Genomic DNA, 23,633 nt, shown 5'->3' with positions numbered 1-23,633 from the left:
GAGCGAGACAAACCGTGAAACAGAAATCAGGATGATTTCGTTTTTGAATGGTTCTAACGCGGAAGTCGGAATCGACTTCGGAGTCCCCGCAAGCGCAAAAAGGGTTTCAGAGTTCGGTTTTGCCGAGCACTGGAACCCATTTGCGTACTGCGCCGTTCATATTTTATCTAAGTAAGGGGATTGTGTCACAGCCCCTCATCAAAATTATTTAGCCTTCGTACTTTTCACCCTTGGTGCTCTTGCTCAAGTCGACCTGCCGGAGCGGAATCATGTGTGTCCGGTACCGAATCTTGTAGTAGAAGAACAGGACTAGGAACAGTGGCACACTCATGTAGGTGATTAAGATGTTCGACCAGTCCATCTTAGCAAAGGCCTCAACGTTTTGCCCACAGATAACCACGATACAGAGGATGAAGGCAAAGATCGGGCCAAACGGGAACAGGGTCGCGTGGTACTTCAACTCATGCACGGAGTGGCCCTGGGCGATGAACGCCTTGCGGAAGCGGAAGTGCGAGATAGCAATTCCCAGCCATGCGATGAAACCGCACAGTCCAGAAGCGTCGGTCAGGTACATATAAGCCTGCGGCACCACAAACTGGGTGGCAAATGCCAGCGTCGAAACAATCATCGTAAAGATCAGCGCGTAGATCGGAATCCCCCGTCGGTTAACGTAGCCCAAGAAGCGCCAAGCGTAACCCTCCCGCGCCTGGGAATACAACATCCGGGTGGAGGCGTACAGACCAGAGTTGGCGGCCGAAATTACTGCCGTCAGGATTACGGCATTCATAATGCTAGCAGCAACCGCCAAGCCGGCCCGCTTGAAGATAATCGTGAAGGGACTCATCGTAATGTTTTGCACATCTGCATTCATCAGGTTCTTGTTGGTGTACGGCAAGATGCAGGCAATCACGAAGATCGCAAAAATATAGAAGAGTAAGATCCGCCAGAAAGTCGAGTGAATTGCCTTTGAAATCGACTTTTCCGGGGTCGCGGCTTCCCCGGCCGTAATCCCGACCAGTTCCGTCCCTTGGAAGGAGAAACCAGCCACCAGGAAGACGCTGATTACAGCTGGTGCCCCGCCAACGAAGGGGGCCTGCTTGTAGTGAAAGTTGCTAAAGCCCACCGGCTTGCCGCCCATGATTCCGAGGATGATTGCCACCCCGACCACCAGGAAGACGATTACGGTAACGACTTTTACTAGGGCCAGCCAATACTCGGTTTCCCCATAGGAACGCACGGAAAGGTAGTTAATCAAAAAGATCAGGACCAAGACCACCGTGCTGAAGACCCAGCTAGGTACGTGGGGCAGCCAGAAGTTCATCACAATTCCGGCACTGGTAACGTCAACGGGAATCGTAATTGCCCAGTTAAACCAGTAGTTCCACCCCATCGCAAAGCCGAGGGCCGGGTCAACAAACTTGGTTGAATAAGCCGAAAACGAACCGGTCAGCGGCATGTAGGTCGCCATTTCGCCTAGACTAGTCATCAGGAAGAAGACCATGATTCCCATGATAACGTAGGCGGTTAGGGCGCCCCCCGGCCCGGCGGTGGAAATTGCGGACCCTGACGTGATAAAGAGCCCCGTTCCGATGGTTCCACCGAGCGCAATCATTGCCAGGTGGCGGGTTTCAAGGGTTCGCTTGATATGCCCCTCCTGGTGCCCCTGTGTACTTTCTGCCATATAACAATCCTCCAAATAATTTCTTTGAAGAGGAAAATAAAAAGCCTCCCAACGGTGACCCCGTCAGAAGACTCCATTAACTTCTTAAATTAACGAATCAATCTTTAGGAAGCGCTCCGCAGCTGTGCGACAGTCTATGATCTCTTAAGTCATAGCCCAACGGCTGACAGCAATAAGGCCACCGCCGTTTCGGCACCTTCCCCTTTCACGGCTGGTCCAGCGCTTATTCGCCTCGCAACCGCTACTGATGAAAAGTGCAACCTCTTCATTTCATCAATATTATACACTCTTTACCGGTGACTGCAAGGAACTTTTTCCCACAGCATTTGGTTAGCCGTTTGCTTCACCAGTTGAAAGCCCGCTCGCCGCAGGACCCCTTGCGATGGCAAGTTATCCTGGTCGGTAATTGCAAGTGTGGCTTGTCCCGACCAGTCAACGAAGGCGCGAGCGGCTTCCGTCATAATTCCCCGGCCCCGACTGGTCGGTGCCAGGAGGTAGCCGAGCTCAACTGCTGGTTTCTTAGCTAATTCAGCCGGTTGGGTGAAGAGCAAGCCGAGGATTAGCTGGGGTTGCTCTTGCCCATAAATGGCGTAAAAATCCCCAGTTTGCAAGAGAAAGTCAACTTCAAAACTGGTCGGGTGCAAGTTCGTAAAGGTGAGCCGGGCGCCTTGTTGGATTGTCGGCTCGGCGAGCAATTTAGCCAGCTGCCCGTCACGGTCTTGGGTAATTTTTTTAATTATTAAGCGGTCAGTTGTAATCATGATTATTTCCCGGGAAATTAAAAAGGCCGGGCGATTGCTTCCCTAACCTTTTCCATTACTAGATATTAGAACTCGACAGGAACGGCACCTGTTTCAGCCGCGGTGCCCAGGCCACGTATAGCCATTCGGCGACCTGCAGCCAGGCGTAGGCCAACAGCATCGCACTGATGGTATCGAACGGCCAGTGAGCGTACAGGTATACTCGGGAAATTGCCACAAAGAAAATAACAAATACAATCAGAATTTGGCAAATCGTCCGTACCGCGCGTCGCTGAACCAACGGCAGGACCACGAGCAGGATAATTGCTGCTACTAAGAAGATGCCCAGCGTATGGCCACTCGGAAAACTGTACCCATCATCTGCCGGCAGGTGCTGTGCTGGCCGGGCCCGCTTAACGATGTGCTTAACAACCGTCCCGAGCACGTCACCGCCGAGAATGGTTCCGATTGCCCATAGCGCCGGAATCTGGCAGCGATGCAGCCACAAAAAGATGGCGCTAATCAGTACCCATAGCAGGTCCAGCTTAGGACTCGCTAAAAATGATAGCAGGGTCATCAGGGCGTGGAACCAGCCCAGTCCCTCTATGCGCTGGCTGGTAAACAGCGACTGCAAAACGGCATCCATCATCGTAACGACTGATGAATTATACTTAATCAGCAATAATAATGCCAAGAAGAAGCCACCGCTAAGCAGGAAGCGCCGCCACCGATGGCTATCACGTTCAATAAACATATCCTTACTCCTATTTCAAAATAATCTGACAATGGTTTGAGTATACCACAAGGCCTGGCCCGTTTGCAGGTCTGAGATAGAATAAGGCCCGGAGAGCAGCGATTGGCAAACTCCCTGGGCCCGAGCACTTATTAATCTTTTACAACGTTGACTGCCTGTAAACCACGGTCGCCTTCTTCAACGTCAAAAGTAACCTTCTGACCTTCGTCCAGGCTCTTGAACCCTTCCCCTTGAATTGCGGAGAAGTGCACGAACACGTCATCGCCGCTTTCCCGGGAAATAAAGCCGTAGCCCTTATCATTGTTAAACCATTTAACAGTTCCTTGTTCCATTATTAGAACTCTCCTCTGCGCTTACACGCCTAAATTTGTAATTAATTTAGTGAAAATTGGATCCGGTTCTCATAACTGAAACAAACCAACCGCACTTCAAAAACTACAATGGTCAGTATACCACAAAAGCAATCATTAACCTAACTACTTAATAAAGATGTTATGAGCAGCCTTATAAGAGACGTTGATTTTGTGTTCATTCCCGTCTTTTGTGATTACAATTGGGCCTTCAAATGGCTCATGGCGAATTACCCGCACTTCATCCTGAGGCCGCAGGTGTAACTCTTCCAGGTAGGTTAACAGTTCGTGGTTATCCAAGAACCGTTCCAAAACCACCGTTTCCCCATCTGCTGCTTCGGCGAGCAAGCGGTGGCTGACATCCGGAAACTTACCGTTGGCAGACGGAATCACCCCGCCGTGGGGGCAGTGATCCGGGTGCTGGAGAAAGTCATCCAGCGCTTCGGCAAGCCGGTCACTAGTTTGGTGCTCCAACACCTCCGCCTCCGAATGGACATCCGCAAAGTTGTAATGCAGTTTATCCACCAGGAAAGTTTCCCAGAGGCGGTGTTTACGAACCAATTCTGCCGCGTACCGTTGTCCCTTGGCAGTAAGTGAAATCCCTGCATAGGGTTCGTGAACCACCAGCCCCTCGTCGGCAAGTTTGGAAATCATTTCCGTCACCGAACCGGCCGCGATGCCCAGTCCGAGCGAAATCTCCTTATTAGAAACTTTTTTATGACTGCCGCCGAGCTCAAAAATAATCTTCAAGTAGTCTTCTTTCATGGGAGTCAATCTAATTCACCTCGTATTAAATTTGGCCTACGTGCGGTCATCAATGTAATTCTCTGTATTGAATATATTACGATTATAGCATAATATTAAACTGTCTAGTTCGGAGTGCCTAACTTTTTCGTTAGTTCTAAGTACTAATTTTAATATACTAGCAACGAGCAATTTTATTTTGAGGAGTAAACTGCAATGAAAAGTAAAATTACTGGGCAACGGTTCCTCGCCGTCACCCTGCTAAACGTTTTGATTACCGTCGTTGAAATCATCGGGGGCCTGCTCTCCGGTAGTCTGGCCCTGCTCTCCGATGCCTTCCACAACATGGGCGATTCCTTTTCCATCATCCTTGGCTACGTCGCGCAGCAGCTCGGCGGCAAGTCGGAAAATCGAAAGCAGACCTATGGCTACCGGCGGGCAGAAATCTTATCGGCCCTAACCAACAGTCTCCTGCTCCTGGTGATCGCCATCTTCCTAATTGGCGAGGCCATCCAGCGGCTCGGCCATCCCGAACACATTAACGGCCGCCTGATGCTAGTTGTCGCCGTCGTGGGGCTGCTGGCCAACTTCGCTTCGGCCGCCCTCCTGCACTCCGGCAGTCACGACAGTCTAAACGTCAAGGCCACCTACCTGCACGTGTTAAGCGACGCGTTGTCGTCGGTTGCGGTGATTATCGGGGGGATTATCCTCAGCTTCGTTAATATTCCCTGGCTGGACCCGCTCCTAACAATTGGGGTCGCCATCTACATTGGCCTTGAGGCCCTGCCAATTATCAGCCAAACGATTAAGATCCTGATGCAGTCTTCGCCCGATTTGGATTATGATAACATCACCGCTGATCTCAAAGGCGTCGCCGGAGTCAACGATGTCCACCACGTTCACGCCTGGATGATCGATGAAAATCATATTATCTTTTCCGCGCACCTCAATTGCGACGACTTACGGCTGAGCGAAGTGGAGGGAATTTATTCACAGGTTGAGCAAATCCTCCGGGAGAAGTACCATATTTGTCATATTACCATCCAAGCCGAATATGGCCGGGGACGGGACGAAAACCTCTTCAACACCCCGGTTGACAAACAGCACATGATTAACGACAAGGATAACGATAAATAATAGAAGAAACGGAGCTGTGACCCAACCCACGGTTAGGGACTGTAAGGCTAGCCTATCTGGGGTCACGTGATATCTTTAAAGTATTCGGAACTAAAGCGAAAGCCTGCGGCAAAACATAGTTTTGTCACAGGCCCGCTTTTGTGCATCATTACTTAATCTTAAAAGAGTTTCCCGACACCGTAGTGAATCGTGATGGTAATCAGTCCGATAATAATGTTGCGGATAACGGCAACTTTAACGAGGCCGTTCCCCAGCTTAGAACTAATGTACCCGGTTAAGGCGGAAGTAAAGGCCACGGCGAGGATCACCGCGTACCATTTATAGGCTTCTGGCGCCAATGTCATTGCCATTAACGGGAAGAGGCCCCCGGCAGCCGCAGAAAAGAGGGAGGAGAAGGCCGCATCCCACGGGTTAAGGTAGTGGCCAAGTTCAATGTCGTACTTGACCCGGACCACCGTTGCCAAGGGTTTCTTTTTCAGCAAGTCGGCCGCAATCGCAGCGGAGGTTTCCCTGGAAACACCCTTGTTGACGTAGTAGTCAGTAACTGCCTGCAGTTCACCCGCAAAATCAGTCTTGAGCAGTCTCTCCTCCTGGGCTACCGCTGACTTTTCGGTATCCTTTTGGGTCGAGACCGAGGCGTATTCCCCGGATGCCATGGAAAAGGCACAGGCTAATAAGTCCGACAGACCGGCAATAAAAATTGTAAACCGGTCGGTAGTCGCTGCCGCCACGGATACCAAGACCCCGACAACAGTTAAGATACCGTCATTGGAACCAAGCACTCCTGCCCGCAGCGTGTTTAGTTTTTCTTCCATTGTCTTCTTTTGCTGTTTAATCTTTACCACTAATTGTCACCCCTTACCGTGCAAATAGCTGACCAATCAGGAAAGTAACTCCCATCGTCAGTAAACCAGCTGCCGCGTTTCGCAGCATCGATTTGACCCGGTTTGACTTGCCAAGAACTGCCGCTAGGTAACCGGTAATCAGGAGAGCAATCAGGACCGCCACCATCGTCGCCCAGATTCGATCGGCCGCTGGCGCCATCGTCACCGCTACCATCGGGAGAATTGAACCGGTAGGAAAAGAGATAAATGACACGATCGCCGCGGCATAGGGGCTGGTAAAGTCCTGAGGGTTGAAACCGTACCGTTCTTGGACGACCGCTCCCAGTGGATCCTTTTTCATCAATTCAGCCGTCGCCTGGTGTGCTAGTTGAGGGTCAATGTCTTGTTCCTCGTATTTCCGCTGAACATAGTTAAATTCGTGCTGATACTGCTCGCTTAACCGTTGTTTCTCATTAATAATGGCCATTTTCTGGGAATCTTTTTGGGTGGACACCGAAACATATTCCCCCATACACATTGAAATCATCCCCGCTAAGCTACCGGAAAGCCCGGAAATTAAAATTGAGTACGCATTGCTGGTCGCCGCGGCAACCCCAATGACGATTCCGGCAACCGAAATTATCCCATCATTTGCGCCCATGACACTGGCACGAAGTACATTGACCTTTTGTGCCAGTGACATCTTCTTTTTCGCCATGATGGTTCCTCCCTTCGTTTTATTTAGAATCATTTTAACATTGGCAGTAAATACATTCAAGTAATTATCTGCTAACGTTGTATTTACTTAGAATGATTAAAAATAATGTTAGCAGTTAAAAAGCGATAACCGTTACTCGGCTATCGCTTTTTAATGGCTATAAAACGCTATTATTAATCCTATTCGTATGTCTGAACCGCGGTTGTCCGAATCACAAAAACAGACGTCCCCGCATGCCGGGTCATGTAGGAAGCCTGGGACCCAACGGCCTTCCGATTGCCCCATTTGCCAATGGAACCGATAATCAGCAGGTCAGGCTGGAAAGCTGGGATTACGTGGTTGCAGATTCGCTCAGCTGGACGTTCACCACGGTCAACAATCCCGGTAATCTTCTTCGGGTCCACGCCGTAGTCAATAGCAGCTTGAACGTATTCGTTAACCCGTTTCCTCAATTCGTCCTCAGTACTGTGAACGTAATCCTTATCAAGAATTTGGTAAACATTAATATTACCAGTTTCCAAGATCGAAACAATCCCTAACTCGGAGCCGTCACGCTTTGCCTTATCCACAGCATAGGAAAAAGCCGCCCGGGCGTCCGGTGCATCATCAACACCAACGAGGATCTTTTTGAACTTCTTTGGCTTAATTTCAAACATTAGTATTCCCCTCTCTAGGTTAGACTAACGGCAATATTACCGTTAACGTTCCACTAACTATGTTACTACTAATCTGTAATTTGTAAATAAAATTTTTGGGGGTCCTAAAAGAAAATTATAAGAGCTCAGATATATTATTTTGAAAAAGCTAATCCTCCATTTTAAAATACTAATATAATAAATTAATTATTTGTCTATTAAAGCGTTTACATAAGTGTTATAGTTAGAAATGGTAATAGTTGTGTGTTTTGAGAGGAGTGTATAATTATGGATAAAAAGGTCACTAGTTGTACTGCTATGCTCGTTGGTAAAAATGCCTCTATCGATGGTTCGACAATGATCGCCCGTGACGAAGATGGGTATAACGGAATCAATCCTAAGACATTTAAAGTCTTCCCTGCTAAGGATTACACAGGCGAACACTATGTTTCAGATTATAATGGTTTAGAGGTAGATATGGATGGCAAAGGATGCCGTTATACCGCTACTCCAAATGGAGCACATCAACTCAATGACGGTCACGGTGTTGGTCGTTGGGACGAACAGGGGATCAACGAATACAATGTTGCTATGAGTGCAACGGAAACTGAGTCAACCAATCCTCGGGTTTTAGGGCATGATCCACTAGTTGAAAATGGTGTAGATGAGGACTCAATGGTTTACCTCGTTCTTCCATTTATCAAGTCCGCCCGTGAAGGGGTACAACGCCTTGGCAGTCTAATTGAAAAATATGGAACTGGTGAAACTAATGGGATTGCCTTCAGTGACAAGGATGAAGTTTGGTACCTGGAAACCGCTGGTGGACACCAATGGGTAGCACAACGGATCCCAGATGATGCATATGCCATTGCTCCTAACAATATGTGCATTCAGGAAATTGATTTCGACGATCCAGATAATTTCATGTACGCTGCGGGGATTCGTGATTTTGTCGAAAAATACCACCTCAACCCATATCCAGATAAATTCAACTTCCGGAAGATTTTTGCTACTGAAGATGAAGCCGACGCTTACTACAACACGCCGCGGACTTGGTATGGTCAAAAGCTCTTTAACCCATCCATTGAGCAAGAACCAACCAGTCAGGATATGCCATTCATTCGTCAACCAGAAAAGAAGATTGCGGTCGAAGATGTGGAATTTTTCCTATCCTCGCACTATAACCAAACCCCTTACGACCCAATGGGAACCTATTCCTCTGGTAATTCAGATGAAATGAAACGGTTCCGTTCAATTGCCCTTGATCGGAACCAAAGCTCATGTATCCTCCAAATCCGTAATGATGTTCCTGCAGAATACGCTGCAATTCAATGGATTAACTTTGGCTTTTACTGCTACAGTCCTTACGTTCCATTCTTTACAAACATTAATGACACTCCGGCTAACTACGCTACTGCTTCGGAGACTTTCCACCCTGAAAAGAGTGCTTACTGGATGTACAAGCTCTTACAAGTTATTGTTGAACCACGTTATCACGAATTTATCAACGAGGTAAATGCCTTCCGCGATAATGCACAAAGCTATGGAATTGGTAGAGTTGATAATGTTCTAGAAAACGCAAAAGGAAAAGAAGGAAAAGAATTAACAGACTATCTAACCGCTGAAAATAATATTACTGCTCAACACGTCAGTGAAGCGGCACAAAAATTAATCAATAGTCTTGTTCATCAAACATTGCTTAATTCCAAATTCCAGTTTGAACGAGGAGATAATTTATAATTAGGTTTCATACTAAGAATAATCAATAAAGGCCTACTTTGGGCCTTTATTTTATTAAATCCACTTCTACTTTCGATTAATATAAAAGAGACATCCATGAAGAAAATTTGGATGTCTCTTTTTTGTTCCTATCTATCTGCTGACACAGTTTTTTAATCTTAATTTTTTTGATCCAGGTGCACCTTTTTGTACTTGATACTTACTAGGGCCTTTCTTACGACTCATATTCTAATCGTACCAGCCCATCATAGACTTTTACGTTCTTGAAGCCCTCCTCTTATGCAATGAAGAATGGAACACAAGCACGCCATCCAGTACCACAAATAGAAGACAACCTCCTGATCTGGCGTGATTTCCTTTTCCTTCCAATTCTTACATAATGGTCAAGGAAACGATTCTTCCAGGAATATTGCTAACATTTTTATCACTGCAATACTGATTGGCATACTTGCTGGTCTTGTATTTGAGGTTAACTCTGTTAATCATTCATTTGGCAGCTTTTCTATTATCAGTCCCTTACTGTCCTGGTATGAATTTCTAAAAGGTAGCGGTGCAGGAATTCAGCCTAGCTGGGGAAAGTATTTTGTTTTAGGCATTATTATCGGTTCATTCACTTGTGCACTTACACGTAAAAGCTTTGATGCCAAGTTAAAATTTTCAGAACTTATTGGCGCTATCTTAGGAGGAATACTGATGGGATTGAGCGCCGGACTTTCTAAGGGCACCTTTACATCCAACGGATTAGTCTATACCGCAATGTTGCCTATACAAGGGTGGCTAGCACTACTATTCATCATACTTGGCTGTTAGTCAGTTTCCCTTGTAACTCTTATCGTCAAAAAGCTTCTCTAATACCGAATCTGAAAACCAAACCGTTGCTTATCCCCGGTCAGCCGGGCAACATGGCGCTCCATGACGCGACGGCGCTGGCCAAACATCATCCAGACAGTCAAGAGAATAAAAACTACGAGTTCACCGGCAATAACCGTCCAATCGGCTGGGCTAACTTGGTTCCCCTTCATGGTCGTCGCGCCTGTTGCCATGAAACTCAGCAGGTCAAACAAGCCGTGCATTACCATCGTTAGCCACAACTGTCCCGTATAAACATAGACAACCGCGAAAAACAGTCCTAGGCCCCCCGCGGCAAGCGCTTGGTAAACCGTCACAATCCAACTCTGTTCAGCAATGTTCATCAAGTGCGCTAAGCCGAACAGTATGCTACTAGTTGCCAACGCCAAGGGAAGCCGGCACTGGTAACTACGCCAAGCGTAAAACAAAATGCCGAGAATCGCAAAGCGGAAAAGGGTTTCCTCAGCAACCGCCGCCCGAAATGCCATTAGCAGTGCGGCCCAACTAAGACGGCCCAGCGTCGGGAGTCCCCCGGCGTTTACTAGCGTCATCATTAAGTCAATCACTACCAAGCCGAGGAAAATCCACCAGTTAAAGTCTCCGCTCCAATGAGGCTTCAAGCCTGGCCAGGATAGGTGCCAAGCCCGCATCGCCGTCATAATTAAAATAAAGTAGGCCCCCGCGCCCACCGCACCGGTCGATAATGTCTGCAGTAAAAACTGATTATTAATCAGGTCGGTTGGCAACGCAATCAGCGGAATTAAGACAACTTGAAAGGTCAAAAGTGCAAAAACAAACCGCTCCAGGCTCAGTTTCAATTGACCACCAATTACACTGGCAAAGGGGGCAAACATTAGCAAGTAATAGATAATCATCAGTGATACGACGCCCCGGGATGGCAGCCGTAGCAGGGTAATTATTTCCCGGGTAATAACATCCCAGGCAATCACTAGAATAAACGGCTGCAGGATTCCCTGCAACCAGGCATTGCCCCGCTGGACCACGACTGGCAACCGCGGAATCAATTCTACTGCCAAACCAATCAGCAGGATAATGACTAGCAAGAGCAGCCCGCTGGCAACCCGCTGCCGGCCCAATTCAAAATTACGTACCATCATCATTGCCAACACTAATAGGGTTGTCCCAATTTGAACCCGATACCAGATCCGTAAATAATCTCTTCCGGTCATATAGGTTTCTTCCTTTCAGCTTAAATCTCGAAAATAATTGCTAGTATTGATGATAACAGAGTTTTTAACCGGTTTTAAGCAGAAATCCAGAAAAGCAATTCCCTAACCATAAAAAAGAGGCTGGGAATTAACTCAGCCTCTCTTTGCTATTTTAAGCTAGTAATGCAACAGCGCAGTGTTCAAACGCTGGTCAATCAGCATTTGACCACCCCCGAATAGGCTTGCTGCGCGTCGATGGAGATGGGACTACGAACTAGGCAAGCTAGTTCTGCCCCATTCACACATTTTATGCCTTCACCGCTTCTTCTTTCTGGTGCTGTTCGTCCTTGCCTTCACGTTTCTGGTGGTTAACCGGTCGCTTGTCGTTTTCCTTTCCCCGCCGGTTATGGTTCGGGTGCCGGTAATGGTGGTTTTCAGACCGGTTATTCCCGTTGAGGATCGTGACCATCGGAATAATCACTGGCCGCCGACCAGTCCGTTCAAAGAGCAGTTTTTGCAAACGACTCACGATTGTCCGGTTCAACGCCCGCTGATCGACGTGCTTGTGGTTCTTGAAGGTATTCAAGATTGCCCAGAATACTTCATGGTTAGCCGCCTTAATCAATTCCTGCGACTCATGCATATAAACAAAGCCCCGGGAAACGATATCCGGTCCCGCTACGATCTGGTAGTCTTTCAGGTCAACCACCGCAATCGCCGTCACAACCCCTTCTTCTGACAGCAGCCGCCGTTCGCGAATTTCTGGGTTACCGACCGTGTCACCGGCATCCCGACCATCGATGTATACGTCACTAACGCTGTCGATATGGTCAGCAATCCGGCAACTATCCTTAGTCAGTGCCAAGACATCCCCGTTGGCGAGGATAAAACTATTTTCCCGCGGTACCCCGGTCAGCTCAGCCAGCTTCGTGTGAATCTTTTGCATCCGGTATTCACCGTGGACGGGAGCAAAGAATTTCGGCTTCATCAGGCGCAGCATAAACTCTTCATCAATCTGCCCACCGTGACCAGAGGTGTGGATATTATTGACATAGCCGTGAATGACGTTGGCACCACTCTCCTCCAGCTTGTTAATCAGGGCGTTCACGCTGGTCGTATTCCCCGGAATCGGGTTACTGGAAAAGACCACCGTATCTTCCGGCTGAATGGTAATTTGCCGGTGGGTACCGTTAGCAATCCGGCTCAGCGCCGCCATCGGTTCACCCTGGGAACCAGTACACATAATCAGGACCTTTTCCGGCGGGTAGTTGTTAATTTCGTTTTGGTCAATCAAGGCGTCCTCAGGAATATTGAGGTAACCGAGTTCCTGCCCCGCAGCAATCGCATTTTCCATGCTCCGGCCAAAGACCGCGATCTTTCGTCCCTGAGCAATCGCGGCGTCGGAAGCTTCCCGCAGCCGGTAAACGTTGGAGGCGAATGAAGCGAAGATGATCCGTCCCTTAATTCGCTCAAAGATCCGCCGGATGTGAATATCAACCCACCGTTCCGACTTGGTAAACTGTGGCCGTTCCGCGTTCGTACTGTCGGACGTGAGGAGCAGGACTCCCTCGTCACCCAGCTTGGCCATCTGTTGCAGGTTTGGCCCTGGCAAGCCCCCAACCGGAGTTAAGTCAAACTTGAAGTCCCCGGTCTGGATAATTGTCCCCTGCGGTGTATGCACCGCCACACCAAGTGTGTCAGGAATTGAGTGGGTCGTCCGGAAGAAACTAACCCAGAGTTTCTTAAAGTGGACTTCGTCGAATTCGTTGATCTCATGCAGTTCTGCATTCCGCAAGAGGTGCTTTTCCTCCAGTTTCCCCTTGATTAAGGACATTGCAAAGGGGCCCGCGTAGATGGGAACGTTGACCTTTTGCAAGAAGAACGGCAGACCGCCAATGTGGTCTTCGTGACCGTGGGTGATAAAGATTCCCTTAATCTTATCCTTATTTTCGATTAAGTAGTCGTAGTTTTGGATAACGTAGTCGACCCCGAGCAATTCGTCTTCGGGGAACAGGACCCCGCAGTCAATGATGATAATCTCATCTTGGAACTGAACACAGTACATATTCTTCCCAATTTCGCCTAAACCGCCCATTGCGTAAAAGGCCACTTCATTATTCTTAATTTTTAGTTTTGCCATAATACCTTTCTTTCCTTTTTTCGATTTTGATTAACGTTACTGTCATAACGGAAAAACAGTAAGCTAAAAGAGCCGCTTTGTCTGAACAAGGTCGGCATCAATTATTCATTTAGCTAATTACTATCATTTAAAATCCGTACGTAAAACTAAGGTTATTTTAACACATCTTTGGGGTTAGCGGTAGTAAAAGAAACGGGACCGGAAAGCACCATCTTCCCCGGTCCCGTCAGCAATTAACACTTAGTCTTCCGTTGGCAGCTCCTCTTCCTGACTTTCCCAAGCTGCTTGCCAGTCTTTTACCGGTTCCCCATCATCAGTAAACTTAATTGCCGGTAACTTCGTCAAAATCTCTTCGTAGTAGGGCTTAGAAAGGCGAAAACTCTCAGCGGCCAGTTCAGCACGGCCCATGAAGCTGTTCTGGTCAAGAATTTCGTTAATGGAACTAATCAGACCATTATCAACTTTCGCCCCAAGGATCTCCAAACTCTCCCGTTTGTACTGGCCCACGTAAAAGGCAATGAATGACTTTAGGGCCGTAACTTGGGCGTCTGTACTTAAATCTTGATAGCTTTTTCCTTCTGTACTCACAAATACCGCTTCTCTTTTCTTAATTACTTCCACCATACCACAAACGGTCGAACATGGTTAGTGGCGGTCCGGCTTTACCGGTCGGCTGTACAGCCTGGTTCCCTTCTGGTCAACTACCGCATAGATTTCCTTTTCCGGGTCGTCGGTCAGAGTGCCCAGAATCACTTCTCCCTTCTTTGGGCCCAGTTGTGTGATTGCCTTAACCTGGTCAGTAATGAAGGTCCGAAAAACCTTCCCCAGTTCCTGACGTTGCCGTTCTTTGTCCACCGCCGTCGCTAAGGTAAAGCCCTGGTCAAGGTAATGTTTAATTGTTGCGACCCGGAACAGGGTCAAAAAACTAAAGTAGTGATTTTTATTCTTATCACTCTGCTTAGAGCTAATGTAGCCTTTCCGTTCCCAGTAGCGAATTTGACTTGTCGAAACCCCCGTCACGTTGGCTAATTCAGTCACGCTAATCCGTAAATGTTCATTGGTAATCAGCTGTCGAAATTGTTTTCCCAGCACCTTGCTACCTCCAATTGCTAATAATTTATCGGTTTATTTTAACGATTTTTCGCCATCTTTGTCAAATAATTTGACAAAGATCTTAAATAGTTTTATCATTCATACTCGTTAACTTTTCGAGAAAAGAGGTTTTTGCCGTGAACAACGCTGAACAAGTTCCCGTGGACATCAGCGGCCATCCCTACAACCGGCAGCTGATGGTTCTCATCCTCCTGGTCGGGGCCTTTTGCACAATTTTAAATCAAACCATCCTTTCAACCGCCTTTCCGGCGTTGATGGATGCTTTTTCCATTAACACTTCTACTGTTCAATGGTTAACAACTGGCTTTTTGATGGTTAACGGGATCATGATCCCAGTCTCTGCCTTTCTAAGCAGCCGGTTCAACACCAAGGACCTCTTCGCCATCGCCATGGTCATCTTTGAATTAGGAACGGTCATGGCCTGGCTGGCCCCGTCATTTCCGATCCTGCTAACGGCCCGGTTGGTCCAGGCCGTCGGGGTCGGCATCAACATGCCGCTGATGCAAAACATCATGCTGACCATCTACCCGCCGGAAAAGCGGGGTGCCGCGATGGGGATCAACGGGCTGGTGATCAGCCTGGCCCCCGCAATCGGCCCGACCCTGTCCGGATGGGTCATCGATAACTTCAGCTGGCGCTGGCTCTTCGGGATGATTGTCCCGATTGCTGGGATCGTTATCATCGCCAGTTTCTTCCTGGTGAAAAACGTTATTCCGAACAACAAGCCGCACCTGGACTGGCTGTCGGTAGTTCTATCTACCGCCGGTTTCGGTAGTATGCTCTATGGTTTCTCCAGCGTTGGTGACAAGGGCTGGACAGACCCGATTGTGCTAGGCTCAATCGTCGTCGGGGCCGTCCTGGTCACCCTCCTGATTCTGCGGCAAAACAAGTTGGACGAACCATTCTTGGAATTCAAGGTCTTTGCCAGTGGTGAATTTACTTTAGCAACCATCCTGAGTTCGATCGTGATGATGGCGATGGTAGGGGTTGAACTAGTAATTCCCCTCTACCTGCAGATCATCCATGGAATGTCGGCCTTCCACTCCGGGTTAACCCTATTGTTCGGGGCCCTTTTAATGGGGATTATGAGCCCGGTTACCGGGAACCTCTTTGACCGTCACGGTGCCAAGCGGCTCGCTGTCACCGGGATGCTGCTCCTCACTATCGGCACCCTGCCGTTCGCCTTTATTACCCGGGAAACGCCAACCATCTACATCGTCTTCCTGTACGCCATCCGGATGTTTGGGATTTCGATGGTCATGATGCCCGTTACTACGGCCGGAATGAATTCCCTGCCCTTTAACCTGATTTCTCACGGTACGGCCGTCAACAACACAATCCGGCAAGTAGCCACCTCCGTCGGAACGGCGGTTATGATTTCCGTGCTGACCAACGTCACTAACAATGCCAAGCCCGGACACGCGCTGCTTAAACAATCACCATTGCAGTACAAGTCTCAAATGATCGACGCCACCCTGCAGGGCTACCACGCGGCCTTCTGGTTTGCAATTGGGTTTTCCCTGGTCGGCCTGGCGCTAACCTTCCTGGTAACGAACGGCAACGGTGTGCACCTCAAATTGGACTCTAAGGACATCAAGGAAGGGGCGAATAAGTAATGATCATTATCATCATGTTTGGTGCGGCCATCGCGATGTTTGCCAGTATTATGTTTATTGAACATCGCACCAGCCGAATTATTCTCACCACGGTCTGCGGGCTGCTTTTTGCCGGTGCGACCCTTGTGATGACCCTCAATTACAGTCAGCACTTCGGAATGCACCAGGTGACAACCACCACCCGGAAGACCATTTACTCCGCCTCAAACTCTGCCATGCCCCTGGCCCTTTACCAGCCAGTCGGCACCAGCGGCCGCGATGACGTCTACATTTACAACGTCCAGACACGACAAAAGACGCCAAACCACACCCAGGCCAACGAGTTTACGACGAGTAAAATCAAGTGGACGAACCGGGCAACTCCCGAACTAGTCACTACGGAAACCCGCTGGCGCTATAACAACCGCTTTTTTGCGGCCCTCTACCGGTGGTCCGGAATGGACGGCACCCTAGTTAAGCGAACGAACACCTTAGAATATCCGCGCACCTATGTGAAGCTGACGGTCAAGCAGGCCGACCAGTTAAAGAAACAGGCCCAAACGCCCGCCGCCAAGCAGGCCCAGGCAGTAGCTCGTCAGCAAGGGAAAACTGCCGTAGCGAGTGCTGTCCAAGCAGCCTTAGCCAAGAATTCCCACCTAAGTGCCCAGCAAATCCAGCAAGTTTCCCAACGGGCCGAGCAACGGTTCCAGGGGCAGCTGGTCAGACAAATGTTAAAAAATCAGCAATAAATAACAAACAACCTAAGATTTATTCAGCGCGGAACTGATCCATGCTGGACGATCTTAGGTTGTTTGCTTTTAAAACTCATTAAATTCTTCTGGCAGCGGTGACGTAAAGGTCAGTTGCTCCCGACTAAAGGGGTCCAAGAAGGCCAGCCTGCTAGCGTGCAGGAGCTGGTGGTCCGCCCTGGTTAGGTCACCACCGTATAAGTGGTCGCCAATCAGCGGGTGTCCTTTTGAAGCCAGGTGGACCCGAATCTGGTGGGTCCTGCCGGTGTGCAGCTGCAAACGGAGACGGGCCCAGTCCGGCTCCTGGTCCTCAACCCAGTATTCGGTGACTGCCTGCTGGCCATCCGGGGCGATTATCCGGGCAGCCTGCCCCTCCCGGCGGACAATCGGCTGGTCGATAATGCCATGGCCGTCCGCAAACCGCCCACTGACCACTGCTGTGTATTCTTTGAGCATCCGGTGCTGCTGGACCTGCTGGCTGATCATGCTCGACGCTACGTGGTGCTTGGCGACCAGGAGCAGGCCGCTAGTGAAACGGTCCAGCCGGGTAATCAGGTGGGGCCGCAAGTCTTCGCTCCCCTGCTTTTCCAAATGCCCCTTCACCCGGTTGAGGACGGTGCCGTTAGTGATGGATGGCCCCGGAACCGAAGTCACTCCCGCCGGCTTATCGATCACCAGCCAGCTATCATCCTCATAAACCACCTTCAACGGTTCATGGCTCACCGCCACCGTGGGATCGGCCGGCTCGGGTGCCACCTTAATGGTCAGGGGCTGGTTCGGCAGGATCTGGGTGGTCGGCCGGACTACCCGGTGATCGACCAGGAACTGGCCCTGCCCCTTCTTAATCTCGTTAAAGAGCCGGTGCCCCATTCCCAGGGACTGCAAGAATTTCTTGATCTTCACCGGCTTCTGACCAGTGTAGCGCCACGTCGCTTCCATTTGATTGACCTCCTTAGCAGCAAAAAAGAGGCTGGGGAACTCCCAACCTCTTGCGTATCGTATACGGTCCGTACGAGACTCGAACTCGTGATCTCATCCGTGACAGGGATGCGTCCTAAACCAACTAGACCAACGGACCATTCGGCAACAAATAAAAGTATACGAAATTTTCTCGTACCCGTCAACTAAAAATCGGCAAATCCCCCATAATTAATTTCAGAATAGCTTATAATGAAATTACTGTACTAAATCTGAAGGAGGAGTTATTAACTATGCAAACACTTGGTAAGCACCTGGTTGCCTGGTGGGAAAAATATTCGCGAATAATCAAGCTCCTGTTTATCACGTCAGTCCTCGTCTTCGTCATTCACGCTCTCGGGAATTTCTTCAAGACCGTCAAATGGCACCAAGTTGGGGCCGGGCTGGCCAGCTTATCCTGGGAGAGCATTGTCCTGCTATTCGTTGCCGGTTGCGTTGCCGTGATTCCAATGCTGGGCTACGACTTTGCCATTCTCCACTTTCTACCCGGTAAGTTCAAGAAGTCCTACGTCATCCGCTGCGGCTGGATTACCAACACGCTGACGAACATTGCCGGCTTCGGGGGCATCCTGGGGGCTACGCTGCGGGCCTACTTCTACCGCCAGAACGCCAGCAAGAAGGAAATCCTGCTAGCAATTTCTAAAATTGCGGTCTTCCTTCTCTCCGGTCTTTCAATTCTCTGTTGGATTGCCCTGGTCATCATGTTCGGCTTCCATGACGGCGGCCATTTTAACCAGTATTCAATCTGGCTCATCGGTGGCGGCCTCTACTTCCCCGTCGTCTTTTACTTTACGATTATCAATAACAACAAACTCTTCAAGGAAGTTACGCCCAAACTGGAGGCCTTTATTGTCGGCAGTTCCACCCTGGAATGGCTTTTCGTCGCCCTCTTCTTCCTTCTGGTCGGCTGGTGCCTAGGGGTGCGGGAAAACCTTATCAACGTCCTGCCACTCTATGCGGTTGCCCAGGTTCTGGGGGTTCTCTCAATGATTCCCGGTGCGCTGGGGTCCTTTGACGTCATGATGATTTTTGAGCTCTCCTTGCTGGGAGTTCCGCGTACCACCATCGTCATCTGGCTCCTGCTCTTCCGGATCTTCTATTACATTGTCCCCCTGCTCCTGGCCGGACTGATGTTTGTCCACAACCTGGCTCACCAGGTCAACGCCTTCTTCGACGGTCTGCCGCTGATGCTGATGCGCAAGGCCGCCTACTACCTGATTACCGCCTTCATGTACCTATCCGGGATCCTGATGCTTTTGACCGCTTCAATCCCCGACCTCACCGCGGAAAATAAAATTATCCAAAAGCTGTATCCCTACACCTTCTTCTTCATCCACCAGCTAACGACCATCCTCTTTGCCATCGCCATGCTGGCCTGTGCACGGGGACTGCAATCCAAGGTTCAGCGGGCCTACCTGCCGACCCTCCTGCTCTTGCTGATTGGAATTGCAAATACCATTTGGAACCTGGGTACGCTACGGCTGACCATCTACCTGGTGATTGTCTTCATGCTGGTCTTGATGTCCCGCCACGTCCTGTACCGGAAAAAGCTCCAATACTCCATCGGCAAATTCGCCATTGACGGCCTGATTTTTGCCAGCAGCTGTATCCTGTACGTCATCGTCGGGGTGATCAACGCCCCCCAATACATGAACAAGCACCATATCCCGAGCTTCCTCTTCTTCCCCGGTGAAAAGGTCTGGCTATCCGGCCTGCTGGGGCTCGGCCTGGGCTTGCTGCTAATGCTGATTATCATCCGCTACTTCATGGCCGGCTTCGACCCCTTCAACCACGTGCGGAGCTTTGACGCTGGCCGAGTCCAAGCCGTCATCGACCAATTCGGCGGCAGCGAAACCAGCCACCTGGCCTTCCTGCGTGATAAAAGTATCTACTACTACCAGCAAGACGGCCAGGACCAGCTCTTTATTATGTACCGCCGGAAGTATGACCGCTTAGTAGTCATGGGTGACCCCGTCGGCAACCAGGCTGTCCTCCGCGACGCCATTCGTGAATTTGTCCGGGCCGCCGACGCGTACGACTACGAAATCGTCTTTTATGAGGTTTCCAGCAAGCTGACCCTGCTGCTGCATGAATTTGGCTTTGACTTTATCAAGATTGGCGAAAGCGGGCTGGTGACCCTGGCCGACTTTACCCTCGCCGGGAAAAAGCAGCGGTCGCAGCGGGCCTTGATGCACAAGTTCGACCGGGAAGGCTACCAGTTTAGTGTCGTCAAGCCGCCGTTTAGTGACCAGCTCATGCAGGAACTCAAGCGGGTTTCTGACAGCTGGCTGGGGGAGCAGGTCGAAAAGGGCTTCTCCCTCGGCTTCTTTGACCCCTACTACATCAACCAGGCTCCCGTCGGCCTGGTCCGGGATAAAGACGGCAAGCTAGTGGCCTTTGCCACCTTTATGCCCACCGGCAGCAAGAAAATCCTGACCATCGACCTGATGCGGCATAGTAAGGACGCCCCCTCGGGAATTATGGACAAGATTTTCATCAGTATGTACCAATACGGCCAGGAAAATGGCTACACCTACTTTGACTTAGGGATGGCGCCGCTCTCCAATGTCGGCGAGTACCAGTTTAGCTTCCTGGAAGAAAAGGTGGCCCACTTCATCTACGAGTACGGTTACCACCTCTATGGTTTCCAGGGCCTGCGCCGCTACAAAGACAAGTACGCGTCCATCTGGTCGCCCCGCTACATTGCCTACCGGAAGAAGAATTCGCTAGTGGCAAATATGCTGATTGTCGTCAGCGTGGTCAACCAGCGAATCGACCAGCAGAAGCGCCACCTCTGGATGTGGTGGTTGAATAAGTAACGTAAATGAAAGTGTAGCTAGTCTTTAGAAAGCGCAAATAGGGTTCCAGAGTTCGGCTTTACCGAGCACTGGAACCCATTTGCGTACTGCGCCGTTCGTATTTTATCTAAGTAAGAGGGCTTATGTTACAGCCCCTTTATTATACTTATTTAATTTCCCGGACCGTCAACCGGTCAGGCAGGTGGTAGACCTTGGGACGGGTCCAAGCCAGCATCTCGTCCGTCAGCTGCAATTTGGTGGTATCACCGCGGTGGTAGGACTGGAAGTAATACTCCCGCCCCTCCGCCACCGTCACGGACCGGTACACCGAATAGGTTGGCTGGTGACGGCGGTTCTGGGGAACGGTGACGCTGTCCAAGAGGTGGAGCTCACTGGTCACCCCGGTCAGCTTATCGGCTGGGACGTCTGACCGTTCACGGAGGTACGCGGCCCGGATAAAGCGGGCACTCGGTGAATAGTAACCGGGCGGGTTCGCTTTGCCAGAAAGGCGGCCCGTCGTCACCCGCGGCGTATTTAATGGTACCCGTCCCGCCCGAAAAGCCGGCGTAAAGTCGACATACCGCTCCATCTGCCGGAGCTGACGATCGAAGTCAGGACTATTAGTAACCACCCCGAGCGGATTCTCAATCACCCGCATTGGCTGCCGGGTCGGTTCCACCACTACTACCCGGCCGCTAGGGTCAGCAAGGGCAAAGTGCATCTCAGCTTTGCCAAACTTAACGTCGTTATGGACATCACTCATCAGTTCAATTTCTTCCAGGTGGTCGACCAGGTCCGCCACCGACTTAAAATTGCCCAGCAGGTAGAGGACAAATTCATAGGCCGCCAGCTGAACCTTCGCTGGATTCGGCTCATCAACCAAGCGGGCACCATTGTCGAAAGTCAGTTTCTGGGCCATCAAGCCGTACTCGTTGACACCGTCGGAAACATCCGCGCGCTGGGCAGACAGGCTCCCGCCACCGACCAGGGCATACTGATTTTCGTAAACCCGGTGCTGGTAGACTGACGCCCACTTAAAGTGCCGGGGCAAAAACAGCGGCGACACGGCTAACACCGGCCAGTCCATCGTCCGGGCCAGCAGGTGGGTTTGGTCCAGGGTGACCTGGTAAATACTCGTACACATCGCACTTCCCCCTTTCACTTAATTATTATAAGGAGTTTCCAGGGAGTGCCAATTAATATGTCCCGGGAAATATTAAGGGCCCTGTGTGAATCTGAAGGCAAATCGCCAGCTCAGCTTTTGCAGGGCCCATTATTTTTTACTTTTGCGCCATCAAATAATCATACAGCATTTCGTGCTTGATCTGCTTGGTATCCAGGCCGAGCACCTCAGCAATCCGAAAGGCAAACGCCAGGGCCGTTGCCGGTCCCCGGCTGGTCACAACCTTACCGCCCTCATCGACGACTGTAATGTCTTCCTTGAAGTGGGCGTCGGTTGCCAGCTGAGCAATTTCCTTTTCAAAACCGGGGAAGCAGGTGTAGTCGCGGTGATCCAGCAGGCCGTACGCCGCCAGGGCGGTTGGCGCCGCACACATTGCCGCATTCCACTTGCCCGCTGCATTCCGCCGCCGCATCAAGTCTGCCAGCTGCTTATTGGCGCTCAGCTTTTGAGCACCGCCACGGCCGCCAGGGAAGGCCACCAGGTCATAGTCAAGCAAGTGGTCATCCAGAACCGTGTCACAAGTCAGTTCAATCTGGTGGGCACCAGGAACCACCTGGCCCTCCAAGCCCACCATCGTAACTTCAACCCCCATCCGGCGCAGGACATCGACAATCGTCAGTCCCTCAACTTCTTCACAACCGGGTGCAAATACAACTGCTACTTTCGTCAACATAATCACCTCATCAAGCTACTTATTAACTACTTTAACAACCATTTCCATTACCGCGTCCGCTTCTGGAATCTGATAGAGCGGGTAAATGTGAAACAGGCGCCGACCGACATGGTAGTCTACCGGTATCTGCGCATCCCGGAGCTTTTGCACGAGCGCGTTAACATCAGGGTACATTATTTCCCGGGTTCCCGCAACTAAATGGATGTCGCGAACCTGGTCCAGGTTGCCATAAAGCGGGCTCACGCGAAAGTCGCGGTGGCTGACGTCCCCAGCCCAGAGTTGGCCGATTTGCCGGAGCCCCCAACTGGCTAAAGTGACGTCAGCTTCTTCATACTTTGTCACTAACGGGTTGCGCAAATCCAGGTCCAGCCACGGAGAAAAGAGGATCAGGTGGCCCGGCTGCGGCAGCCCCCGCTGGCCGAGGTACTCGCTGAAGCCCAGTGCTAACCCGGCTCCGGCTGAATCCCCCATTAAGGTAATATCGCTCGCGGGCAGGCTGCCGTACAGGCTGATATACAGCTCAGCAAGCTGCTGGTAGGCCGCCCGGAAGTTATAATCGGGCGCCAATGGGTACAGGGGGACGATGACCCGGGCTCCCGTACATTGGGCTAGGCGGTTTAAGTATTCCCAGTGGGTCTTGTCGGGCTGCTGGAGGTAGGCACCGCCCGCCAGGTAAACAATCGTGTGCTGGCCAGCCCCCTGTTCATTTAGGGTATAAATCGGCATCCCATCCTGGACCGCCTGGTGGAGCCGGACCGTGAACTGCACCTCTGGCAGCACGTAGGTTTGACGGTTAGCCTGCCGGGCCGTAGCGACTAATTGTTCAAACGCCTGGGGGTCCGCTAGGGAGTGCTTAAAGCCGCTCAATTGGATCCCCATCTCCACAAAAGTCGACTTGTTAGAACGGTTGTGACCACAGCGGCGCAGCTCCTTCATGCTTGACTCCAAATTGTCGGCCACCCGGCCAGCAATCCCCGATCGCCATAATTTTAATCGCTCCATCACCGTGTCGCTCCCTTCCTGTCCTTTTTCTACCATCGTAACACGCTTACCAGTTCAATTT

Annotated in this window: 22 protein-coding genes, 1 tRNA gene and 1 riboswitch; of the genes, 6 read left to right on the top strand and 17 right to left on the bottom strand. The window is 50.4% G+C overall.

Translation table 11 applies throughout. The features are described from left to right. Positions 1 to 208: 208 nt before the first annotated feature. From HMPREF0494_RS06120 to HMPREF0494_RS06100, 5 genes are all read right to left on the bottom strand, one after another. Positions 209 to 1,681, bottom strand: a complete 1,473-nt coding sequence (locus tag HMPREF0494_RS06120; RefSeq protein ID WP_007124090.1) for an amino acid permease — start codon at positions 1,679 to 1,681, stop codon at positions 209 to 211. Between the two features lie 101 nt (positions 1,682 to 1,782). Then, a riboswitch (Lysine riboswitch) is annotated at positions 1,783 to 1,955 on the bottom strand. 16 nt (positions 1,956 to 1,971) lie between these two features. Then, positions 1,972 to 2,442, bottom strand: coding sequence for a GNAT family N-acetyltransferase (locus HMPREF0494_RS06115; protein WP_007124089.1), 471 nt, complete (start codon positions 2,440 to 2,442; stop codon positions 1,972 to 1,974). Positions 2,443 to 2,500: 58 nt separating this feature from the next. Then, a complete protein-coding gene (locus HMPREF0494_RS06110) occupies positions 2,501 to 3,175 on the bottom strand; it encodes a phosphatase PAP2 family protein (protein ID WP_007124088.1) in 675 nt (224 codons plus the stop codon). Positions 3,176 to 3,306: 131 nt separating this feature from the next. Then, complete coding sequence (locus HMPREF0494_RS06105) at positions 3,307 to 3,507, bottom strand: cold-shock protein (RefSeq protein ID WP_007124087.1); 201 nt, start codon at positions 3,505 to 3,507, stop codon at positions 3,307 to 3,309. Between the two features lie 144 nt (positions 3,508 to 3,651). Continuing rightward, positions 3,652 to 4,299, bottom strand: a complete 648-nt coding sequence (locus HMPREF0494_RS06100; protein WP_040458859.1) for a metal-dependent transcriptional regulator — start codon at positions 4,297 to 4,299, stop codon at positions 3,652 to 3,654. Between the two features lie 186 nt (positions 4,300 to 4,485). Between HMPREF0494_RS06100 and HMPREF0494_RS06095 the strand changes: the two genes are divergently transcribed. Next, positions 4,486 to 5,406, top strand: a complete 921-nt coding sequence (locus HMPREF0494_RS06095; RefSeq protein WP_007124085.1) for a cation diffusion facilitator family transporter — start codon at positions 4,486 to 4,488, stop codon at positions 5,404 to 5,406. 158 nt (positions 5,407 to 5,564) lie between these two features. Here the strand turns inward: HMPREF0494_RS06095 and HMPREF0494_RS06090 are convergent, their stop codons facing one another. From HMPREF0494_RS06090 to HMPREF0494_RS06080, 3 genes are all read right to left on the bottom strand, one after another. Next, positions 5,565 to 6,221 carry a VIT1/CCC1 transporter family protein gene (locus HMPREF0494_RS06090; RefSeq protein ID WP_187368713.1) on the bottom strand — a complete coding sequence of 219 codons (657 nt, stop codon included), beginning with the start codon at positions 6,219 to 6,221 and terminating at the stop codon, positions 5,565 to 5,567. Between the two features lie 43 nt (positions 6,222 to 6,264). Then, positions 6,265 to 6,948, bottom strand: coding sequence for a VIT1/CCC1 transporter family protein (locus HMPREF0494_RS06085; protein ID WP_040458858.1), 684 nt, complete (start codon positions 6,946 to 6,948; stop codon positions 6,265 to 6,267). A gap of 179 nt (positions 6,949 to 7,127) precedes the next feature. Beyond that, the gene (locus HMPREF0494_RS06080) at positions 7,128 to 7,604 is read right to left on the bottom strand and encodes a universal stress protein (protein WP_007124082.1); all 477 of its coding nucleotides are present in this window, start codon (positions 7,602 to 7,604) and stop codon (positions 7,128 to 7,130) included. Positions 7,605 to 7,871: 267 nt separating this feature from the next. On the opposite strand from HMPREF0494_RS06080, the gene HMPREF0494_RS06075 reads away from it, so the two are divergent. Next, the gene (locus HMPREF0494_RS06075; RefSeq protein WP_007124081.1) at positions 7,872 to 9,323 is read left to right on the top strand and encodes a C69 family dipeptidase; all 1,452 of its coding nucleotides are present in this window, start codon (positions 7,872 to 7,874) and stop codon (positions 9,321 to 9,323) included. 348 nt (positions 9,324 to 9,671) lie between these two features. Further along, entirely contained in the window at positions 9,672 to 10,133 is a 462-nt protein-coding gene (locus HMPREF0494_RS06070) for a YeeE/YedE thiosulfate transporter family protein (protein WP_007124080.1), read from the top strand. Positions 10,134 to 10,171: 38 nt separating this feature from the next. Here the strand turns inward: HMPREF0494_RS06070 and HMPREF0494_RS06065 are convergent, their stop codons facing one another. The 4 genes from HMPREF0494_RS06065 to HMPREF0494_RS06050 all read right to left on the bottom strand — a co-directional run bounded on the left by HMPREF0494_RS06065 (position 10,172) and on the right by HMPREF0494_RS06050 (position 14,573). Further along, positions 10,172 to 11,362, bottom strand: coding sequence for a CPBP family intramembrane glutamic endopeptidase (locus HMPREF0494_RS06065; RefSeq protein WP_007124079.1), 1,191 nt, complete (start codon positions 11,360 to 11,362; stop codon positions 10,172 to 10,174). Between the two features lie 286 nt (positions 11,363 to 11,648). Further along, positions 11,649 to 13,481: a ribonuclease J1 gene (rnjA, locus tag HMPREF0494_RS06060; RefSeq protein ID WP_007124078.1), complete on the bottom strand. Its 1,833-nt coding sequence runs from the start codon at positions 13,479 to 13,481 to the stop codon at positions 11,649 to 11,651. A 240-nt stretch (positions 13,482 to 13,721) separates the two neighbouring features. After that, complete coding sequence (locus HMPREF0494_RS06055; protein ID WP_007124077.1) at positions 13,722 to 14,105, bottom strand: DUF3368 domain-containing protein; 384 nt, start codon at positions 14,103 to 14,105, stop codon at positions 13,722 to 13,724. A gap of 21 nt (positions 14,106 to 14,126) precedes the next feature. Further along, entirely contained in the window at positions 14,127 to 14,573 is a 447-nt protein-coding gene (locus tag HMPREF0494_RS06050; RefSeq protein WP_007124076.1) for a MerR family transcriptional regulator, read from the bottom strand. A 197-nt stretch (positions 14,574 to 14,770) separates the two neighbouring features. On the opposite strand from HMPREF0494_RS06050, the gene HMPREF0494_RS06045 reads away from it, so the two are divergent. Both HMPREF0494_RS06045 and HMPREF0494_RS06040 read left to right on the top strand, forming a co-directional pair. Continuing rightward, on the top strand, positions 14,771 to 16,210 hold the full coding sequence (locus HMPREF0494_RS06045; protein WP_187368714.1) for an MDR family MFS transporter: 1,440 nt from the start codon (positions 14,771 to 14,773) through the stop codon (positions 16,208 to 16,210). Beyond that, a complete protein-coding gene (locus tag HMPREF0494_RS06040; RefSeq protein ID WP_007124074.1) occupies positions 16,210 to 16,938 on the top strand; it encodes a DUF4811 domain-containing protein in 729 nt (242 codons plus the stop codon). The genes HMPREF0494_RS06045 and HMPREF0494_RS06040 overlap by 1 nt, the downstream gene beginning before the upstream one ends. A gap of 69 nt (positions 16,939 to 17,007) precedes the next feature. On the opposite strand, the gene HMPREF0494_RS06035 is transcribed toward HMPREF0494_RS06040, so the two are convergent. Beyond that, positions 17,008 to 17,877, bottom strand: coding sequence for an RluA family pseudouridine synthase (locus HMPREF0494_RS06035; RefSeq protein WP_007124073.1), 870 nt, complete (start codon positions 17,875 to 17,877; stop codon positions 17,008 to 17,010). A 64-nt stretch (positions 17,878 to 17,941) separates the two neighbouring features. Next, positions 17,942 to 18,016: transfer RNA gene (locus tag HMPREF0494_RS06030), tRNA-Asp, on the bottom strand. 133 nt (positions 18,017 to 18,149) lie between these two features. Between HMPREF0494_RS06030 and mprF the strand changes: the two genes are divergently transcribed. Continuing rightward, positions 18,150 to 20,735: a bifunctional lysylphosphatidylglycerol flippase/synthetase MprF gene (gene mprF / locus HMPREF0494_RS06025; protein ID WP_007124072.1), complete on the top strand. Its 2,586-nt coding sequence runs from the start codon at positions 18,150 to 18,152 to the stop codon at positions 20,733 to 20,735. Between the two features lie 145 nt (positions 20,736 to 20,880). Here the strand turns inward: mprF and HMPREF0494_RS06020 are convergent, their stop codons facing one another. From HMPREF0494_RS06020 to HMPREF0494_RS06010, 3 genes are all read right to left on the bottom strand, one after another. Then, the gene (locus tag HMPREF0494_RS06020) at positions 20,881 to 21,858 is read right to left on the bottom strand and encodes a linear amide C-N hydrolase (RefSeq protein WP_007124071.1); all 978 of its coding nucleotides are present in this window, start codon (positions 21,856 to 21,858) and stop codon (positions 20,881 to 20,883) included. A gap of 136 nt (positions 21,859 to 21,994) precedes the next feature. Next, on the bottom strand, positions 21,995 to 22,567 hold the full coding sequence (locus tag HMPREF0494_RS06015) for a DJ-1 family glyoxalase III (protein WP_040458926.1): 573 nt from the start codon (positions 22,565 to 22,567) through the stop codon (positions 21,995 to 21,997). Positions 22,568 to 22,585: 18 nt separating this feature from the next. Continuing rightward, a complete protein-coding gene (locus HMPREF0494_RS06010) occupies positions 22,586 to 23,572 on the bottom strand; it encodes an alpha/beta hydrolase fold domain-containing protein (RefSeq protein ID WP_040458856.1) in 987 nt (328 codons plus the stop codon). Positions 23,573 to 23,633: the final 61 nt, after the last annotated feature.

The sequence above is a fragment of the Limosilactobacillus antri DSM 16041 genome, assembly GCF_000160835.1.
In the GTDB taxonomy this organism is placed as follows: Bacteria; Bacillota; Bacilli; order Lactobacillales; family Lactobacillaceae; genus Limosilactobacillus; species Limosilactobacillus antri.
The sequence above is the reverse complement of the archived record's forward strand: the minus strand, read 5'-3'. Positions and strand labels throughout refer to the sequence as shown.

Excerpts from the sequence above, each read along its gene's own strand:
- HMPREF0494_RS06120 (WP_007124090.1), bottom strand. The coding sequence starts at position 1,681 with ATGGCAGAAAGTACACAGGGGCACCAGGAGGGGCATATCAAGCGAACC.
- HMPREF0494_RS06115 (WP_007124089.1), bottom strand. The coding sequence starts at position 2,442 with ATGATTACAACTGACCGCTTAATAATTAAAAAAATTACCCAAGACCGT.
- HMPREF0494_RS06110 (WP_007124088.1), bottom strand. The coding sequence starts at position 3,175 with ATGTTTATTGAACGTGATAGCCATCGGTGGCGGCGCTTCCTGCTTAGC.
- HMPREF0494_RS06105 (WP_007124087.1), bottom strand. The coding sequence starts at position 3,507 with ATGGAACAAGGAACTGTTAAATGGTTTAACAATGATAAGGGCTACGGC.
- HMPREF0494_RS06095 (WP_007124085.1), top strand. The coding sequence starts at position 4,486 with ATGAAAAGTAAAATTACTGGGCAACGGTTCCTCGCCGTCACCCTGCTA.
- HMPREF0494_RS06090 (WP_187368713.1), bottom strand. The coding sequence starts at position 6,221 with ATGGAAGAAAAACTAAACACGCTGCGGGCAGGAGTGCTTGGTTCCAAT.
- HMPREF0494_RS06085 (WP_040458858.1), bottom strand. The coding sequence starts at position 6,948 with ATGGCGAAAAAGAAGATGTCACTGGCACAAAAGGTCAATGTACTTCGT.
- HMPREF0494_RS06080 (WP_007124082.1), bottom strand. The coding sequence starts at position 7,604 with ATGTTTGAAATTAAGCCAAAGAAGTTCAAAAAGATCCTCGTTGGTGTT.
- HMPREF0494_RS06075 (WP_007124081.1), top strand. The coding sequence starts at position 7,872 with ATGGATAAAAAGGTCACTAGTTGTACTGCTATGCTCGTTGGTAAAAAT.
- HMPREF0494_RS06065 (WP_007124079.1), bottom strand. The coding sequence starts at position 11,362 with ATGACCGGAAGAGATTATTTACGGATCTGGTATCGGGTTCAAATTGGG.
- rnjA (WP_007124078.1), bottom strand. The coding sequence starts at position 13,481 with ATGGCAAAACTAAAAATTAAGAATAATGAAGTGGCCTTTTACGCAATG.
- HMPREF0494_RS06055 (WP_007124077.1), bottom strand. The coding sequence starts at position 14,105 with ATGGTGGAAGTAATTAAGAAAAGAGAAGCGGTATTTGTGAGTACAGAA.
- HMPREF0494_RS06045 (WP_187368714.1), top strand. The coding sequence starts at position 14,771 with ATGGTTCTCATCCTCCTGGTCGGGGCCTTTTGCACAATTTTAAATCAA.
- HMPREF0494_RS06040 (WP_007124074.1), top strand. The coding sequence starts at position 16,210 with ATGATCATTATCATCATGTTTGGTGCGGCCATCGCGATGTTTGCCAGT.
- HMPREF0494_RS06035 (WP_007124073.1), bottom strand. The coding sequence starts at position 17,877 with ATGGAAGCGACGTGGCGCTACACTGGTCAGAAGCCGGTGAAGATCAAG.
- mprF (WP_007124072.1), top strand. The coding sequence starts at position 18,150 with ATGCAAACACTTGGTAAGCACCTGGTTGCCTGGTGGGAAAAATATTCG.
- HMPREF0494_RS06020 (WP_007124071.1), bottom strand. The coding sequence starts at position 21,858 with ATGTGTACGAGTATTTACCAGGTCACCCTGGACCAAACCCACCTGCTG.
- HMPREF0494_RS06010 (WP_040458856.1), bottom strand. The coding sequence starts at position 23,572 with ATGGAGCGATTAAAATTATGGCGATCGGGGATTGCTGGCCGGGTGGCC.